The sequence below is a fragment of the Proteus sp. fly-1067 genome, from assembly GCF_040139345.1.
Lineage (GTDB): Bacteria > Pseudomonadota > Gammaproteobacteria > Enterobacterales > Enterobacteriaceae > Proteus > Proteus vulgaris_B.
On the sequence record NZ_JBEEUL010000010.1, the window covers coordinates 25366 to 41589 of the forward strand.

Annotated in this window: 18 protein-coding genes; 5 read left to right on the top strand and 13 right to left on the bottom strand. The window is 40.0% G+C overall.

Going from position 1 to position 16224, the window contains the following annotated elements:
- Positions 1-198: 198 nt before the first annotated feature.
- Both dcuC and ABN217_RS13530 read left to right on the top strand, forming a co-directional pair.
- On the top strand, positions 199-1473 hold the full coding sequence (gene dcuC / locus ABN217_RS13525; protein ID WP_072069754.1) for a C4-dicarboxylate transporter DcuC: 1275 nt from the start codon (positions 199-201) through the stop codon (positions 1471-1473).
- Positions 1474-1487: 14 nt separating this feature from the next.
- Positions 1488-2756, top strand: coding sequence for an amidohydrolase (locus ABN217_RS13530; RefSeq protein WP_072069755.1), 1269 nt, complete (start codon positions 1488-1490; stop codon positions 2754-2756).
- Between the two features lie 154 nt (positions 2757-2910).
- Here ABN217_RS13530 and sspB read toward each other — a convergent pair whose 3' ends face one another.
- The 5 genes from sspB to zapE all read right to left on the bottom strand — a co-directional run bounded on the left by sspB (position 2911) and on the right by zapE (position 7111).
- A complete protein-coding gene (gene sspB, locus ABN217_RS13535) occupies positions 2911-3420 on the bottom strand; it encodes a ClpXP protease specificity-enhancing factor (protein WP_196554786.1) in 510 nt (169 codons plus the stop codon).
- Positions 3421-3426: 6 nt separating this feature from the next.
- Entirely contained in the window at positions 3427-4068 is a 642-nt protein-coding gene (gene sspA, locus ABN217_RS13540; RefSeq protein WP_023582862.1) for a stringent starvation protein SspA, read from the bottom strand.
- Positions 4069-4724: 656 nt separating this feature from the next.
- Entirely contained in the window at positions 4725-5117 is a 393-nt protein-coding gene (gene rpsI / locus ABN217_RS13545) for a 30S ribosomal protein S9 (protein ID WP_004245284.1), read from the bottom strand.
- 15 nt (positions 5118-5132) lie between these two features.
- Positions 5133-5561, bottom strand: a complete 429-nt coding sequence (rplM, locus tag ABN217_RS13550) for a 50S ribosomal protein L13 (protein ID WP_006535327.1) — start codon at positions 5559-5561, stop codon at positions 5133-5135.
- Positions 5562-5995: 434 nt separating this feature from the next.
- The gene (gene zapE, locus ABN217_RS13555; RefSeq protein ID WP_196554787.1) at positions 5996-7111 is read right to left on the bottom strand and encodes a cell division protein ZapE; all 1116 of its coding nucleotides are present in this window, start codon (positions 7109-7111) and stop codon (positions 5996-5998) included.
- Between the two features lie 203 nt (positions 7112-7314).
- On the opposite strand from zapE, the gene zapG reads away from it, so the two are divergent.
- The 3 genes from zapG (at position 7315) to degS (ending at position 10619) form a co-directional block, all read left to right on the top strand.
- A complete protein-coding gene (gene zapG / locus ABN217_RS13560) occupies positions 7315-7719 on the top strand; it encodes a Z-ring associated protein ZapG (RefSeq protein ID WP_072069759.1) in 405 nt (134 codons plus the stop codon).
- A 230-nt stretch (positions 7720-7949) separates the two neighbouring features.
- Positions 7950-9341: a serine endoprotease DegQ gene (gene degQ / locus ABN217_RS13565; RefSeq protein WP_196554788.1), complete on the top strand. Its 1392-nt coding sequence runs from the start codon at positions 7950-7952 to the stop codon at positions 9339-9341.
- 207 nt (positions 9342-9548) lie between these two features.
- On the top strand, positions 9549-10619 hold the full coding sequence (degS, locus tag ABN217_RS13570; RefSeq protein WP_072069761.1) for an outer membrane-stress sensor serine endopeptidase DegS: 1071 nt from the start codon (positions 9549-9551) through the stop codon (positions 10617-10619).
- 26 nt (positions 10620-10645) lie between these two features.
- Here degS and ABN217_RS13575 read toward each other — a convergent pair whose 3' ends face one another.
- The 8 genes from ABN217_RS13575 to mlaE form a co-directional block, all read right to left on the bottom strand.
- Positions 10646-10894: a CPCC family cysteine-rich protein gene (locus ABN217_RS13575; protein ID WP_349459518.1), complete on the bottom strand. Its 249-nt coding sequence runs from the start codon at positions 10892-10894 to the stop codon at positions 10646-10648.
- 37 nt (positions 10895-10931) lie between these two features.
- Positions 10932-11993, bottom strand: a complete 1062-nt coding sequence (locus ABN217_RS13580; protein WP_349459519.1) for a DUF2157 domain-containing protein — start codon at positions 11991-11993, stop codon at positions 10932-10934.
- A gap of 194 nt (positions 11994-12187) precedes the next feature.
- Positions 12188-13450: a UDP-N-acetylglucosamine 1-carboxyvinyltransferase gene (murA, locus tag ABN217_RS13585; RefSeq protein ID WP_109409265.1), complete on the bottom strand. Its 1263-nt coding sequence runs from the start codon at positions 13448-13450 to the stop codon at positions 12188-12190.
- Positions 13451-13498: 48 nt separating this feature from the next.
- Complete coding sequence (gene ibaG, locus ABN217_RS13590) at positions 13499-13753, bottom strand: BolA family iron metabolism protein IbaG (protein WP_072069765.1); 255 nt, start codon at positions 13751-13753, stop codon at positions 13499-13501.
- Between the two features lie 141 nt (positions 13754-13894).
- The gene (mlaB, locus tag ABN217_RS13595) at positions 13895-14188 is read right to left on the bottom strand and encodes a lipid asymmetry maintenance protein MlaB (protein ID WP_072069766.1); all 294 of its coding nucleotides are present in this window, start codon (positions 14186-14188) and stop codon (positions 13895-13897) included.
- A gap of 1 nt (position 14189) precedes the next feature.
- Positions 14190-14819 carry a phospholipid-binding protein MlaC gene (mlaC, locus tag ABN217_RS13600; protein WP_036933065.1) on the bottom strand — a complete coding sequence of 210 codons (630 nt, stop codon included), beginning with the start codon at positions 14817-14819 and terminating at the stop codon, positions 14190-14192.
- Between the two features lie 82 nt (positions 14820-14901).
- Positions 14902-15438 (bottom strand): outer membrane lipid asymmetry maintenance protein MlaD, encoded by a 537-nt coding sequence (gene mlaD, locus ABN217_RS13605; RefSeq protein ID WP_072069767.1) that lies wholly within the window; start codon positions 15436-15438, stop codon positions 14902-14904.
- A 3-nt stretch (positions 15439-15441) separates the two neighbouring features.
- On the bottom strand, positions 15442-16221 hold the full coding sequence (gene mlaE, locus ABN217_RS13610) for a lipid asymmetry maintenance ABC transporter permease subunit MlaE (RefSeq protein WP_072069768.1): 780 nt from the start codon (positions 16219-16221) through the stop codon (positions 15442-15444).
- Between the last annotated feature and the right edge of the window lie 3 nt (positions 16222-16224).

A 16224-nucleotide genomic window follows, 5' to 3' on the forward strand; every position in this document is an offset into this window, starting at 1 on the left:
TTACAGCATTTGTTAATAACATCACAGTCTAAAAAAATAGATTTTATTTCGACTATTAAATTTGATAACAATCAAATATTGTCAATCTACCAACTTCATAATGGAGTCACCTAATAACTTTACAGAAAAATATAATTTATTGATGTTAGGTTCGTTTTCACAATTAATAGTATTGTCATAATTAACTAGGGGATCACTATGGTGATGCAACTGATAGCAGTAGCCGTTATTATTGTAACTGTCTATTTGCTAATAAAAAAATATGAAACCCGAATGGTGCTTATTGGTGCGGGCTTATTACTCTGTATTTTAAGCCTATCCCCATTAGATGCGTTTACCGCATTTAGTGAGCGCATGGTGTCTTCATCATTAATTCAAGCAATCTGTGCGAGTATGGGTTTTGCTTATGTTATGAAATACACCAAATGTGATATGCATCTGGTGCACGTATTATCAAAAGTAATGACTCGTCTTGGTTTCTTCCTTATTCCAGCAACAGTTATTGTCACTTATTTCATTAATATCGCAATCCCTTCAGCAGCAGGTTGTGCGGCGGCGGTAGGAGCGACATTAATCCCATTATTAATCGCGGCCCGTATTCACCCAGCTATCGCTGGTGGTGCCGTGTTATGTGGTACTATCGGTTCGATGTTAAGCCCAGGTATGTCGCATAATGCCTTCGTTGCTAACATGGCTAATATGGAAGTGGTTGACTTAATTGCTCGCCATAGCCCATACAGCTTAATGGCTGGCGGTATTGCTGCGGTTTCGCTTGCTGTTGTCGCTTTAGTGAAAAAAGAGTTCAAAATGGCTTCTGTTACTGGTGATGCATCTTCTTCATCAGCGCAGGCAACACCAGAAGCTATTCGCCCGAACTATTTATACGCAACAGCACCTTTCATTCCATTAATCCTGTTGATTCTGCCATTCTTTGAGACTTTCAGTACATTTAAACTGTCAGTACCAGCAGCAATGTTAATTGGTTCTATCTATGCCCTGTTCATCACATTAACTAACCCTGCTCAAATTACTAAAGAGTTCTTTAAAGGTATGGGTAATGCTTATGGTGATGTATTAGGTATCATCATTGCAGCAGCCGTATTCGCAGCAGGTCTGAAAGCATCTGGTTTAATCGACGCGTTCATCAACTTCTTAACTCACTCTCCTGAATTTGCTCGTTGGGGTGGTACTTTAGGGCCATTCTTAATGGGTATTATCACAGGTTCTGGTGACGCAGCAGCATTCGCATTCAACGAAACAGTAACACCTCATGCTGCACAATTTGGTTATGAAATCCCAGACATGGGTATGGCCGCAGCGTTATCTGGCGCATTAGGTCGTACAATGTCACCACTGGCAGGAGCAGCAATTGTTTGTGCTGGTCTTGCAAATGTTAACCCTATGGAAATCGCAAAACGTACTGCACCAGGTATGATTATCGGCGTCATCGCTGTTGCGTTATTCATGTTATAAGTGGAGAAATGAATATGTCAGCAATTACACTAGAAAAATTAATAAAATGGCGTCGTGAGTTTCACCAATACCCAGAAATTGGTTGGTCAGAATTTTTAACCACAGCGAAAATCGTCAAAGAATTACGTAGCTTAGGTTTAGAAGTTAAAGTTGGCCCAGACGTTATCAATCAAGAGTTTGCTTTTGGCCGCCGTCGTCAAGTTGTTGAAAAAGGCCTAGCAGTTGCAAGAGAGCATAAAGTTGATGAAGCCCTGCTTGATGAAATGAAAGAACTAACAGGTTGTGTGGCTATCTTTGATAGCGGTAAAGCCGGCCCAACCGTAGCTCTGCGTTTTGATATCGACTGTGTGGGTGTTAACGAAGCAACAGAAGCTAAACATCGTCCTCACGCTGAGAACTTTGCTTCTTGCCATGCTGGCGAAATGCACGCTTGTGGTCACGATGGACACATTTCTATCGGTTTAGGTGTTGCTCACTGGTTAGTTGAAAATAAAGATAAAGTTGTTGGTAAAGTTAAAATCTTATTCCAACCAGCTGAAGAAGGTGTTCGTGGTGCTCGTGCGATGGCTGAAAGTGGTATCGCAGATGATGCCGATTACTTCTTAGGTGCGCACTTAGGCTTTATCGCAAATAGTGGTGAAATTGTTATTAACCCAACACATTTCTTATGTACTACTAAATATGACTTCCGTTTTAAAGGTGCGCCATCTCACGCAGGTGCAGAACCAGAATTGGGTCGTAATGCGTTAGCTGGTGCTTGCCACGCAGCAACACAAATGCTGGGTATTTCTCGCCATGGTAAAGGGATGTCACGTATCAACATCGGTGTATTAAAAGCCGGTGAAGGCCGTAATGTCACCCCAGCTAATGCTGAAATGCAAATTGAAGTTCGCGGTGAAAATGAAGAGATCAACAGTTTTATGGCTGCCAATGCAGTACGTATGGCTGAAGGCGCAGCGCATAGCTTCCAGTTAGAAATGGAAAGCGAAATTATGGGTGAAGCCGTTGACCTCACAAATGACCAAGAACTCATTGATGTCATGACCAAAGTCGTTGGTAAACATGCAGAGTTAACCGCAGTTGCCACTCGCCCATTTGGGGGGAGTGAAGATGCGACTGTATTAGCAAAACGCGTACAACGTTGTGGTGGTAAATCACTGTATTTCGTTGTTGGTGCCGATAGAACTGCGGGTCACCACCAAGCAGGCTTTGATTTCGATGAAAAACAATTAATGACCGCGGTTAATCTTTACACTGGTTGTTTAGAAGAACTGCTGAAATAGTTTTGTGATACAATTTAATAAAGCGCTCTATATTACTATAGAGCGCTTTTTTTTTGGTGCGACAATCAAAGCACTATGTGCCATCTCGGCTCACCACAAAAAAAAGCCCAGTTTATTTAAACTGGGCTTTCCATTATACAAATAAGATGATCTCTTACTTCACAACACGTAATGACGGGCGGCCTGTTGGGCGAGGTGGCTCAGGATCATCATCCGGTGAAGATGCATCGGTTTCTGCCGTACCATCAGTAACAAGCGATAAGCCTTCATTAACAGGCGTTAAAGTATTTTCTTCACTTTCATCTTCAGCAAACTGTAATGATGCACCAGATTCATAGGCAGGTTCTGGCTCAAACATCATTCCCGCGCCGTTTTCTCTCGCATAAATAGCCATAACAGCAGCCATAGGCACTCGCACTTTACGAGGTATGCCACCAAAACTTGCACTAAATAAAACCTGATACAGCGTTAACTCAAGGTCATCAACAGCACGAGAGGCAATATTTAGTACAATTTGACCATCATGTGCGTATTCCATAGGAACTTGAACACCGACGATATTCACATCAACAACTAAATGTGGTGTTAACTCGTTTTCGACGATCCAGTCATAATACGCACGTAATAAATGCGGACGACGCGGAGACATATCCATGATCTCCATACTTCATTACCCTCTTGAAGGTAAGCGCATTTCACGCTCTGCTTCGGTTAATGAGGCGAGGAAAGAATCACGCTCAAAAACACGTTGCATATAAATTTGTACATCTTTAGCACCAGCACCGCTTAAATCCACGCCTAATACTGGTAAACGCCATAGAAGCGGAGCTAAGTAGCAATCTACTAAGCTGAATTCTTCACTCATAAAGTAAGGATATTCTTTAAACACAGGCGATACAGCCAGTAGCTCTTCAGCTAACTGTTTACGAGCTGCATTGGCTTGTTGTTCTGTTCCTTTCTCAATGGTGTTCATTAAAGAATACCAATCATGCTCGATGCGATGCATCATTAAACGGCTGCTACCACGAGCAACTGGATAAACCGGCATTAAAGGAGGATGAGGGAAGCGCTCATCAAGGTATTCCATGATGATACGTGAATCATACAGAGTCAGCTCACGATCGACCAAAGTCGGTACACTTTGGTAAGGGTTCAGATCGATAAGATCCTGTGGAAGATTACCAGCTTCAACCTGTTCAATTTCAACACTGACACCTTTCTCCGCTAGGACAATTCTGACCTGATGGCTGAAAATATCAGTCGGACCGGAAAACAAAGTCATTACCGAACGTTTGTTGGCAGCGACAGCCATGAAAACCTCCAAGTTAATCAATTAAAGAAATGAATTGGCACGATACCTTTTCCATTTCCCCATTCCTAAAAGACAAGCACACAAACGCAGTTAACTTAAATAAATATCTAAGTTATTAACTACATTGGGTAACTACCTGTATAAAAAGTGTTATCGCGGGATAATCTTATTCTACAGGGTTAAAAACTCACCTGTCTTTGCGGCACATATCATTATCAAGTAATACAAAAATAATCATTCAACAATCATTATTGTCATAATAATTTTGGTATTGCTTTAAAATGAATAACAGACACTATCGTTGATACACCATCGGCAACATTGTGAAATTAGAGTAAGAAAGACACCGAAGCCCGTTATTCTACCAGAATTCATGTTACTTAGGGGGACTTATGCAAATAATTCAATATAATGTGCCAGATTACTTTAAAAGTAAGATTATAATATCAAAAAACGAATATATATAGATTAAACATCCGAAAAATAGGTTTTTTAATCGTTCAGTTATCTTACATAAAGCCTATTTTCGTGGCCATTGACTCAATACATTAACAAGATTATGTTTTTATTATCAATAAACACAAATTAATCAAAATAAAAAACCCGCCTGTGAAGACGGGTTTTCAACATCAAATTGATATCTAAAAGATAACAAATTAACGTTTAGAGAACTGTGGACGACGACGTGCTTTACGCAGACCCACTTTCTTACGTTCAACAGAACGCGCATCACGGGTAACGAAACCAGCTTTACGCAGATCAGAACGTAGAGTCTCATCATATTCCATCAGTGCACGAGTGATACCGTGACGGATCGCGCCAGCTTGACCAGAGATACCACCACCTTTAACAGTGATGTATAAATCTAATTTACCCAGCATATCAACTAATTCCAGCGGTTGACGAACAACCATACGTGCTGTTTCGCGGCCGAAGTAAACTTCTAGGCTACGTTTGTTGATTACGATATTACCGCTACCTGGCTTAATGAAGACACGTGCGGAAGAACTTTTGCGGCGACCTGTGCCGTAGTATTGATTATCAGCCATTGCCTATTATCCCGATTAAATGTCCAGAACTTGCGGTTGTTGTGCCGCGTGGTTGTGCTCAGATCCTGCGTAAACTTTCAGTTTACGATACATCGCACGACCCAGTGGCCCTTTTGGCAGCATGCCTTTTACCGCGATTTCGATTACACGCTCAGGACTACGGGCGATCATCTCTTCGAAAGTCGCTTGTTTGATACCACCTACGTGACCCGTATGACGGTAGTAAACTTTGTCAGTACGTTTGTGACCAGTTACGGCTACTTTCTCAGCGTTTAAAACGATGATGTAGTCACCAGTATCAACGTGCGGAGTGTATTCCGCTTTGTGCTTACCGCGTAAACGGCTAGCAATTTCAGTTGCTAAACGGCCTAAAGTTTTGCCGTCTGCATCAACAACATACCAGTCGCGTTTTACGGTTTCTGGTTTAGCTGTAAAAGTTTTCATTATTGAAAATTACCCAATGTTTAGTTACACGTTGGTGAACGCTCGGTTCAAATACTATTGAGGTTCACACGACTCTTGTGTCCAGCAAACCTACCCCTTCGAGTAGCACTGCTGACTCTAAAATGCGAGTTTTTTGGGAAATAAAAAACTTGCTGCAACGTGGGGTCGCAAGATTATAGAGAAGTCAGAAAAAAAAATCGAGTCATAATTGAAAAACAATTGAATTCTTTTTCAATATTTCAGCGAAAAAAACGAATTTAGCACTTTTTTCTGATTTGACTGATAAATTCTTGCTACCTGAAGAGAAGAATTGTTCCTTTCCAGAGCGTTTGTAAGCTGCCTAATGCTTTCTATTTTCATATAAAAAAACATCAAGCAACTTAACCTGCGCCATCCTACCATAATGAAAGATGACTTTCTTCAAGAATTAAACATTAAGCGAGATGAGGTTGTACCAAATATTCTTCACTTTGCATCTCTTGCAGACGAGAAAGACAGCGTTGATATTCAAACTGTAAAAAATCACCTTGGTAAATCGCATTCATTTCAACATCGGCATTAATAATCAGTTTCACTCTACGTTCATAAAACTCATCAACTAATGCTAAAAACCGACGAGCAACATCTTCATTTAACGCGCTCATTTGCGTCATTTCATGTAATAAAACAGTGTGATAATGCTTGGAAAGTTCGATGTAATCAAGCTGGCTACGCGCTTCTACACATAAAGTTGTAAAATTAACTGCCAGCACACCATTAGCGACTTTTCTGACTTTCATCGGCCGATGGTTAATGGTTAAAGTAACATCGGTTTGTGGTTCAGTGGTTACTAAGTGAGAAAAAACCCTCTCCATTTCTTGACGGTTTTTATCACTTAATGGAGATAAAAAAAGATGTGCTTGTGTTAACGCTCTTAAACGATAATCAATACCTGCATCGACATTTAAAATGTCGCAATGATGTTTGATTTGTTCTATTGCGGGTAAAAAACGAGAGCGCTGTAATCCGTTGCGATAAAGCTCGTCAGGAGGAATATTCGATGTTGCGACCAGAGTGATCCCTCTAGCAAATAATGCTTCTAGTAACGTACCTAAAATCATGGCATCCGTAATATCAGAAACAAAAAACTCATCAAAACAAAGCACATCTGTTTGTGCTTTAAAGCCATCAGCAATAATTTCTAATGGATCCTCTTGTCCTTGTAAGCTTTTTAGCTCTTCTTGAACACGTAACATAAAACGATGAAAGTGGAGTCGCAACTTTCGCTCTGTTGGTAAACTTTGATAAAACATATCCATAAGCCATGTTTTACCTCGTCCCACTCCACCCCACATATACAAACCACGTTCTGGTGCAACAAGCTGTTTCTTTGTGCGAATTCGCCCGAATAATCGTTGTGTTAACGAATTTTTTTCTGGTGGAGTCTCTTTTAATAATGCATGGTATATCTGTTGAAGATGGAGAACAGTTTTTCGCTGAACATCATCAGGTTGATAATCACCTTGCGTCAATGCGGCTTCATAAAGTGATAATGGCGTACTAACAGTCATGAATGCCCTCTTATCCTTAATTTTCTGACATACTAGGTTGTGTCTGTCGAATGCCCCTATTATAAGCATTAAGAATTGTTTTAACATCAACGTAACACAGGAATTTCATATTAAGCTTAAGGATATTATTCCACCCATGCCTTTTAGCGGTTATGATGTTATAAGAATCCATCGTCCTCACTATTAGATGAAAAGGAGTTGCCATGGTTTGGGTTTATGCACTGATTGGATTAGTTGTAGGTCTTATTATCGGCGCACTTGCAATGCGTTACGGTAACAGCACCCTTCGCCAACAAGATGCTATAAAAGCAGAGTTAGATACAAAAAAAGAAGAACTGGACACTTATCGCAATGAGCTTGTCAGCCACTTTGCTAGAAGCGCTGAACTATTAGATAACATGGCGAGAGATTACCGCCAGCTTTACCAACATATGGCAAAAAGCTCTAATGAGCTCATGCCAGACATGCCTGCTCAAGATAATCCATTTAATTACCGATTAAGTGAATCTGAAGCAGCAAATGATCAATCTCCAATAAAAATGCCACCTCGTGATTACTCCGAAGGGGCGTCTGGATTGTTCAGACCGACCGAGAAAAAAGACAGTTAATATTAAGACGCCACATTTATTGTGGCGTTTTTCTTTCTATTTAATACCATAAAATAGCAATTATTTGCTATGGTTTTAAAGATAGCTTTTGTCTTGTAAATCCGTGTAAAAGGAAGCAAAGTGCATCATGTCTTAATGAACTTTCCTTTGTTAGTACAGGTCTTAATGACATCGTGCTCATTTTGAGCAATAAATTTTATTTTGATAACTGTATCAAGAGACTCTAATTCATGTTGACTAAAAAAAGAAAATTATTACTTAGTGCATTAGCAATGAGTGTCGGACTTTCGCTCTCTACTCTTCCTGCAACCAGTATGGCTGCATTACCTGCGGTTATGCCATCGGGAGAACAACTCCCAAGCCTTGCACCTATGTTAGAAAAAGTGCTACCAGCCGTTGTCAGTGTGCATGTTTCAGGAACACGAGTACAAAGCCAACAAGTGCCTGAAGAGTTTAAATTTTTCTTTGGTCCTAATTTTCCATCACAACAACAGAGTATTCGCCCTTTTGAAGGCTTAGGCTCAGGCGTCATTATTGATGCACAAAAAGGCTATGTATTAACCAATAATCATGTTGTTGATGGTGCAGATAAAATTCAGCTGCAAATTAATGATGGTCGTGAATTTAGCGCCAAATTAATTGGTAGTGATCCACAAACAGATATTGCCTTACTGCAAATTGAAAAACCAACAAATTTAACAGCAATAAAAATGGCGGACTCAGACCAACTACGCGTTGGTGACTTTGCTGTTGCCGTGGGTAATCCATTTGGTTTAGGTCAAACTGCAACATCCGGTATTATTTCTGCATTAGGCCGTAGTGGCTTAAACCTTGAAGGTTTAGAAAACTTTATTCAAACAGATGCTTCTATCAATCGTGGTAACTCTGGTGGCGCATTAGTTAACTTAAATGGTGAGTTAATCGGAATTAACACCGCTATTTTAGCACCGGGGGGCGGCAATATCGGTATCGGCTTTGCTATCCCAAGTAATATGGCACGAGATCTTAGCCAACAACTGATTTCTCATGGCGAAGTTAAACGAGGCATCTTAGGTATTCGTGGTACAGAAATGAATTCTGATCTGGCGAAATCCTTTAATATTGATGCACAACGTGGCGCTTTTGTCAGTGAAGTTTTACCTGATTCATCTGCAGCAAAAGCAGGTATTAAACCGGGTGACGTTTTAATTTCTGTTGATGGAAAACGTATCAATAGTTTTGCAGAGTTACGAGCTAAGGTCGGTACAACACCTCCAGGTAAAGAAATTCTGATTGGTTTGATCCGTCAAGGTAAGCCAATGGATGTTAAAGTGACATTAGAGAAACAATCGGCAGATGCAACACGCGCAGATAACTTCTCTCCTGCACTACAAGGTGCCACATTAAGCAACTACTTAAATAAACAAGTCAAAGCTGTTGCTGTGGATTCTGTAGAGAAAGATTCAGCAGCCGCTGCATCTGGTTTACAGAAAGGTGACCTGATTATCGGTATCAATAATACACCAATAGCATCATTAGGCGATTTACGTAAAGCCATTGATGCTAAACCACCTGTTCTTGCATTAAACATACAGCGTGGTAATGATGAAATTTACCTGCTGTTACGTAATACACCGCGCTAAGAAGTAAGCTTTCACCTATCTAATTTATTGATTTCCTTAGCCCTGTAATATTGATTATAGGGCTTTTTTTTATGTTAATTTTTGATAAGACTCATTAGCTTAAAAGAGGATATTATGCACTGAGCTATGCTTTCATAAGTTAAACTATGCTATTCTCATCACTTCTACGCAAATAATCTCACGGTCAGACATAAATACGGGATTTTTATGTTAACTAAGTTACTGCGATCGACACTGATTGGCCTTTTAACAGCAGCAATTCTTTTGATTGCAGTCCCTTCGATCCGTCCTATTTTTATTGAACACCTAATTAATGGTGATTTTCTTAATGCTCCTTTTAGCTACAACACAGCAGTACGACGTGCAGCACCTGCTGTCGTCAATGTTTATAGCAGTACCATGGGAAGCTTTTCTCAAGAAGGTCGCGAGCTGACCTCTTTAGGTGCGGGCGTTATTATGGATGGACGAGGTTATATTCTAACAAATCAACATGTTATTAATAATGCTGATCAGATTATTGTTGCATTACAAAATGGTGATCTTTATGAAGGCTTACTTGTTGGTTCTGATCCTTTGACTGATTTAGCCGTTTTAAAAATTGATGCTGATAAGCTTCCGACGATCCCCATTAATAGCAAACGGATCTCACATGTAGGGGATGTTGTACTTGCTATTGGTAACCCATTTAATATTGGGCAAACCATTACTCAAGGGATAATTAGTGCAACTGGTCGCGTGGGATTAAGTCCAACACGTTACCAAAACTTTCTACAAACAGATGCCTCAATTAATGAAGGCAACTCAGGTGGAGCACTTATTAATACAGAGGGCGAACTGGTGGGTATTAATACTATGACGTTTGACTCAGGAACCTACAATGGGTATCGCCCAAGTGCTGAAGGTCTAGGCTTTGCTATTCCAACTGAACTGGCTGTAAAGATCATGAATAAACTTATTCGTGATGGTCGTGTCATTCGTGGCTTTATCGGTATCACAGCCAAAGAACTACCAAGAATTCGCTCGTCAAATACTGATATTAAACAAATCCAAGGGCTACGTATTTTCCGGATCTCACCAAACAGTCCAGCAGATAAAGCAGGCATAAAAACAGGCGATATTATACTTAGCATCAACCATGCTCCTGCTACTTCTGCCATGGAAATGATGGACTATATTGCAGAGACTCGCCCCGGCACAGTATTACCCGTTACGTTATTACGTGAGGGTAATGAGCTCAATGTTGATGTGACTATTTCTGAATACCAACCAGAATCGTAACTCACATGAAATCTTCCTATTACCAACTAATAGGGAGATTTCATATAAAACGTCGCACTTTGTAAGCAATTTTCTTGAAAGCTTTCTGTATTACGATAATTCTCTAACGTGCTGTGATTACAACCGCTATATTCTCCTTCTTTAGTGCCATCATTTTGCCAACCACAAACTGGGCAGATCTCAAAAAATGCCTCATTTTTATCTTTAAAGACAAAATAATGACAAGCGACACAACTCACTTCAAGAGGAAGGTGACAACTGCGTTTCTCTATCAAAGTAATCTCCTATTACAATAACGAATAAAGCGAAATTTTATTCATTTTTATTCGGTTTACTCGCTAGTGAATTATGTTCAACAGCATGCCAAATTTTTTCCGCTTTTCGTCCAATTAGAATCAATGAAATAGCTAGAATAAAGAAGAAAATAGCACTATGTAAGCTATCCCAGAAATATTCAAAAAAACGAGTGTAAAGATTAATACCTAGGAATGTCAGGCCAAAGCCTCTTAACATGCCATCATCGGTTTTAAGACTGATATAGATACAAATAACGGAAACAACACCAAATAACAGTGCCCAAGGTAACAAATTCGCACTTGAAGTACGATACCAAGTATCAGGATCGTAATTGCCGAAAATAGACATTATCCATAACGCAATAAAAAGATAAGTAAGTCCCATTATTTTTGTCATAGCAAATAAACGACGGTGTAACAACACATTCTGTAAGAAATAACAGCCTGCTAATAACACTGCGCCAAAGAGAACAAATCGGATAGGATAGTTCATCCCTAACCAATAAGCGCCCCAACCTGACATATAACCTGTCTCAGCGCCAAACCAATTCCCTAACATCAATAAGAAAAATAACCACACCAATGATGAACGACTGATAAAACCAATCACACCATAAATCACACAACCAATTAAAAAGAGAGGTGCAATATGGCCACTTCCTGTATCCAGTAACTCACCGAGTTGCCAAAGAAAAATAGCGGTAAACATTACACCTAAAAAAAGAATAAATTCGGTACTATAGTGCCATTGTGTTTCTTTTCGCTGACGTTTAAATCCCCAAAGATAAAGTATGCAGGCAATAAGTGCTGGAGATATCACGCGCATAATTTCAGAAACACTAAAAATTTCAATTAGATAATAAACTAATGCGCTGTCACTAAAGATACTGCCAACAGCAATAATCAAGCACACAATCGCTATCCAAAACGCGTAACGACTCAACCTTTTCCAATCAAAAGGGATGCGTTGCAATGTACTTCCTAGTTGCTGATGTTCTTGCTCTGAAATCTCACCAGATTGCCGCCATTTATCAAGCGCTTGGCGAATAAGATATTCTTGTTTCCTTGTTACCTGCATATTTGTTCCTTTCATTCAGCTCATAGCGTTTTTTCTAAAACGGGCCTATTTTTCTTACTGTATCTTGCCACGAAAGAAATACCTTATGAATTATCCTATTCTATTGAGAGTTCTATTGAAATAATGCGCAAAAAAAACCATAGCACAACAATGCACTATGGTTTTAAATGGTTAAGAAAGATAACTAAAATAGATTAGTCATTAGCGCGTAAACGTTCTATTTTCGCCCCTAATCCTTGTAATTTAGCTTCAATATTTTCATACCCACGATCGATATGATAAATACGATCAACAATAGTGGTGCCTTCAGCGATACAGCCCGCAAGGACTAAACTTGCAGAAGCACGTAAATCCGTAGCCATCACTTGTGCGCCTGAAAGTTTTTCAACACCATGGCATAACACAGTATTACTTTCTATTTCAGCGTGAGCCCCCATGCGAATTAACTCAGGAATGTGCATAAAGCGATTTTCAAAAATGGTTTCTGTGATCATTCCTGCGCCTTCAGCAACTAAGTTTAAAAGGCTAAATTGTGCTTGCATATCAGTTGGGAAACCTGGATGTGGCGCTGTACGTAAGGTTACTGCTTTAGGGCGTTTACCATGCATATCAAGGCTTATCCAATCTTCACCCACTTCTATATCTGCACCCGCTTCACGTAATTTTGCCAACACAGCATCTAATGTATCTGGCTTTGCATTACGACAAACAACGCGACCACGAGAAACAGCAGCAGCAACTAAAAAAGTACCTGTTTCAATACGATCAGGTAGAATTTGATAAGTACCACCACCAAGGCGTTCTACACCTTCGATAGTAATACTGTCTGTACCTGCACCGCTGATTTTGGCGCCTAATGTATTAAGGAAGTTGGCAGTATCTTCAATTTCAGGCTCTCTTGCCGCATTCTCAATGATAGTTTTACCTTCGGCTAACACTGCTGCAGTCATAATAGTGATAGTGGCGCCCACACTCACTTTATCCATGACAATATGTGCGCCTTTTAAACGCCCATCAACACGAGCTTTTACATAACCTTCATCAAGAGTGATTTCAGCGCCTAATTGCTCTAAACCAGTAATATGAAGATCAACTGGACGAGCACCAATGGCACAACCACCGGGTAAAGAAACCTGACCTTGACCAAAACGCGCAACCAATGGCCCTAAAGCCCAAATAGACGCACGCATGGTTTTAACTAACTCGTAAGGTGCACAGAATTCATTGATATTACGAGCATCAACGAAAACAGAGCCGTTACGTTCAACATTGGTTCCTAAGCGATTAAGTAATTTAATCGTTGTATCAATATCTTTTAACTTAGGAACATTGGTTAATTCTACTGGCTCTTCGGCAAGGATCGCAGCGAACAGGATTGGCAATGCGGCGTTTTTCGCGCCTGAAATAGTGACCTCACCTGATAAACAGGTTGGTCCTTGTACTCTAAATTTATCCATCTGTAGAACTCTCTTTTTTATTTTGCTGTACGCTGTATACCTACTGAATCAAAGCCCGTTAAGCTTACGATCCCTCTTCCACTCTTCAGGTGTGTAGGCTTTAATAGACAAAGCGTGAATACGGTTATCTGCGATATATTCCATCAAAGGGGCATAAATGGTTTGTTGCTGTTTTACTCTGCTCATTCCCTCAAACATAGCGCCAACAACGACAACTTGAAAATGACTACCATCACCGTTAACGATGACTTCATCTAAAGACAGGCTGCCCATTAATACTTGTTTGATTTCATTTGTATCCATAATTGCTCAATCTCAACGTTAAAATAATAATCAGTCGTCTATCCTAATGGAATCCGCCCTACTCTTAAACCATCAAAAACCCCCTTAATGATAAAAGTATCATGAAGGGGGCGTTTTAATCGCTTTTACTTAAAACCCGTATTAGGCAATATTCATAATTTCATCAAGATCATAGAGAGTAATGAGAGTCTGAAAACGCTCACTCACACCTTGAATAATAAATTGGCGATGTTGTGCTTCCATCTCTGCTTTTAGGTGAACAAAAAGCGCCAATCCTGTTGAATCAATATGACTCAATGCCGAAATATCAATAATATTGATATCTGCTAATAATGCTTTACGTTGTTGCCAAGCAGGTAATAACGTTTCGCGATCTAACGTTCCTTGAAAAAAAAGGATATCGCCCTTTTTTTCCCAATTTAACGAGGATGACATCTTATTTTTTCTCATCCAGTGTGATTGGCGTTTTGGCACTAATTTCTAACTGTTTTGTTAAACCATCGACACCTTTAGAATTTAAAATATCTGACCACTCATTCTGTTTTGTGGTGATCATGCTGACACCTTCCGCAATCATGTCATAAGCCTGCCATTCACCTGTTTTACTATTTTTGCGCCATTGAAAATCAAGACGAACAGGTGGGCGACCATTTTTATCAATAATGGTAACGCGAATAGTGAGGTTTGTTTTATCTGCGAACGGTTTTGCAGGCTCAATACGGTATTCTTGTCCTTCATACATCGCTAATGCTTGACCATATACTTGAGCAAGATACGCTTCAAATGCAGTAAAATATGCATCGCGTTGAGCAGGTGTTGCAGTACGATAATGAGGCCCTAATACTAATGCACCTGCATATTTAATTTGTACATATGGCAATAATTCTTGTTGAACAATTTGGCGTAAAACTTCAGGGTTTTTACGAATTTCAGGCTGTTCATTTTTTAATTTAGTAAACGTCTTTTGTGCGGCATCTTCCATCAATGTGTATGGATTGGTTTTATCTACAGCCATCGCAAAAGGTGTAATGACTAACAGTGCGACCATCAATAAGCGTTTAAACATACTTTCGCTCTCCTAAAAAGGTTTTAATAATAGGATGCTTTACTTAATTAAATGTATAAATACATCCTATAAGAATTAATGATTAAGGTAATGCTGGATGTTCTTCCGTCGAGTCAGATTCAGATTTTGCTGAACCATCACCATCCCCTGTTTTATAAAGGAACTGACCGATAAGATCCTCTAGTACCATTGCTGAATTGGTATTGGTGATCCGTCCTCCGTCTTTGAGCAGAGTAGAATCTAATGCTTCATCATAAAAACCTAAATTCAATGCAAGGAACTGCTCACCTAATAAACCAGATGTACGAATAGACAATGAGCTACTTTCTGGAATGTGGTCATAAAGACTCAAAATATCGAGCGCGACTTCAGGGCGATAGTTCCCTTCATCTTCTTCTTTTAAGGTGATAGAAGAAACACGGCCAATCACCACACCACCAATCTTAACTGGGGAACGTTCTTTTAGCCCGCCAATATTACCGAAGCTGGCATAAACACGATAAGTCGGTTGATTACCCATTTCTTTAATATCAGCCACTTTTAGGCATAAGAAAATCACAGCGGCTAGCGCAATCAGAACAAATAGACCAACCCAAACTTCAATTTTTTTACTTTGCATGACTTAGTTCCCAAACATCAGTGCTGTTAGCACAAAATCTAAACCCAATACGGCTAACGATGAATGAACAACAGTACGTGTTGTTGCTCTGCTAATCCCTTCTGATGTTGGGATTGCGTCATACCCGTTAAAGAGCGCTATCCAAGTGACGGTAATGGCAAAAACGACACTCTTAATAAAGCAATTCACTAAATCTAATCGCCATTCAACGGCACCTTGCATAGATGCCCAGAAAAAGCCTTCATCGATCCCTTTCCAATCCACACCAACAATGGCACCACCCCAAATACCGATGGCAACAAAAATAAGTGAAAGCAATGGCATGCTAATTAAACCAGCCCAAAAACGGGGTGCAACGACTCGCCGTAAAGGATCGACTGCCATCATTTCTAAACTGGAAATTTGTTCTGTGGCTTTCATTAAACCGATTTCCGCTGTTAATGCGGAACCTGCTCGGCCTGCAAATAATAATGCGGTTACCACAGGACCCAATTCTCGTAACAATGAGAGAGCCACCATCATGCCAAGACTGGCTTCAGCACTAAATGTTGTCAGTACAAGATAACCTTGTAATCCCAGCACCATGCCAATAAATAGACCAGACACCATGATAATTAATAAGGATTGAACGCCGACGTTATACAGTTGCTTCATTAAAAGAGGCCACTGTTTACGGAATTCTGGTTTACCGACTAATGCACGAAAGAGCATAATGCCAGCTCTACCGAATGTTGCAAAAATCGCTAACGCTCTAGCGCCAATACGAGCTAATAAATTTACCACGTA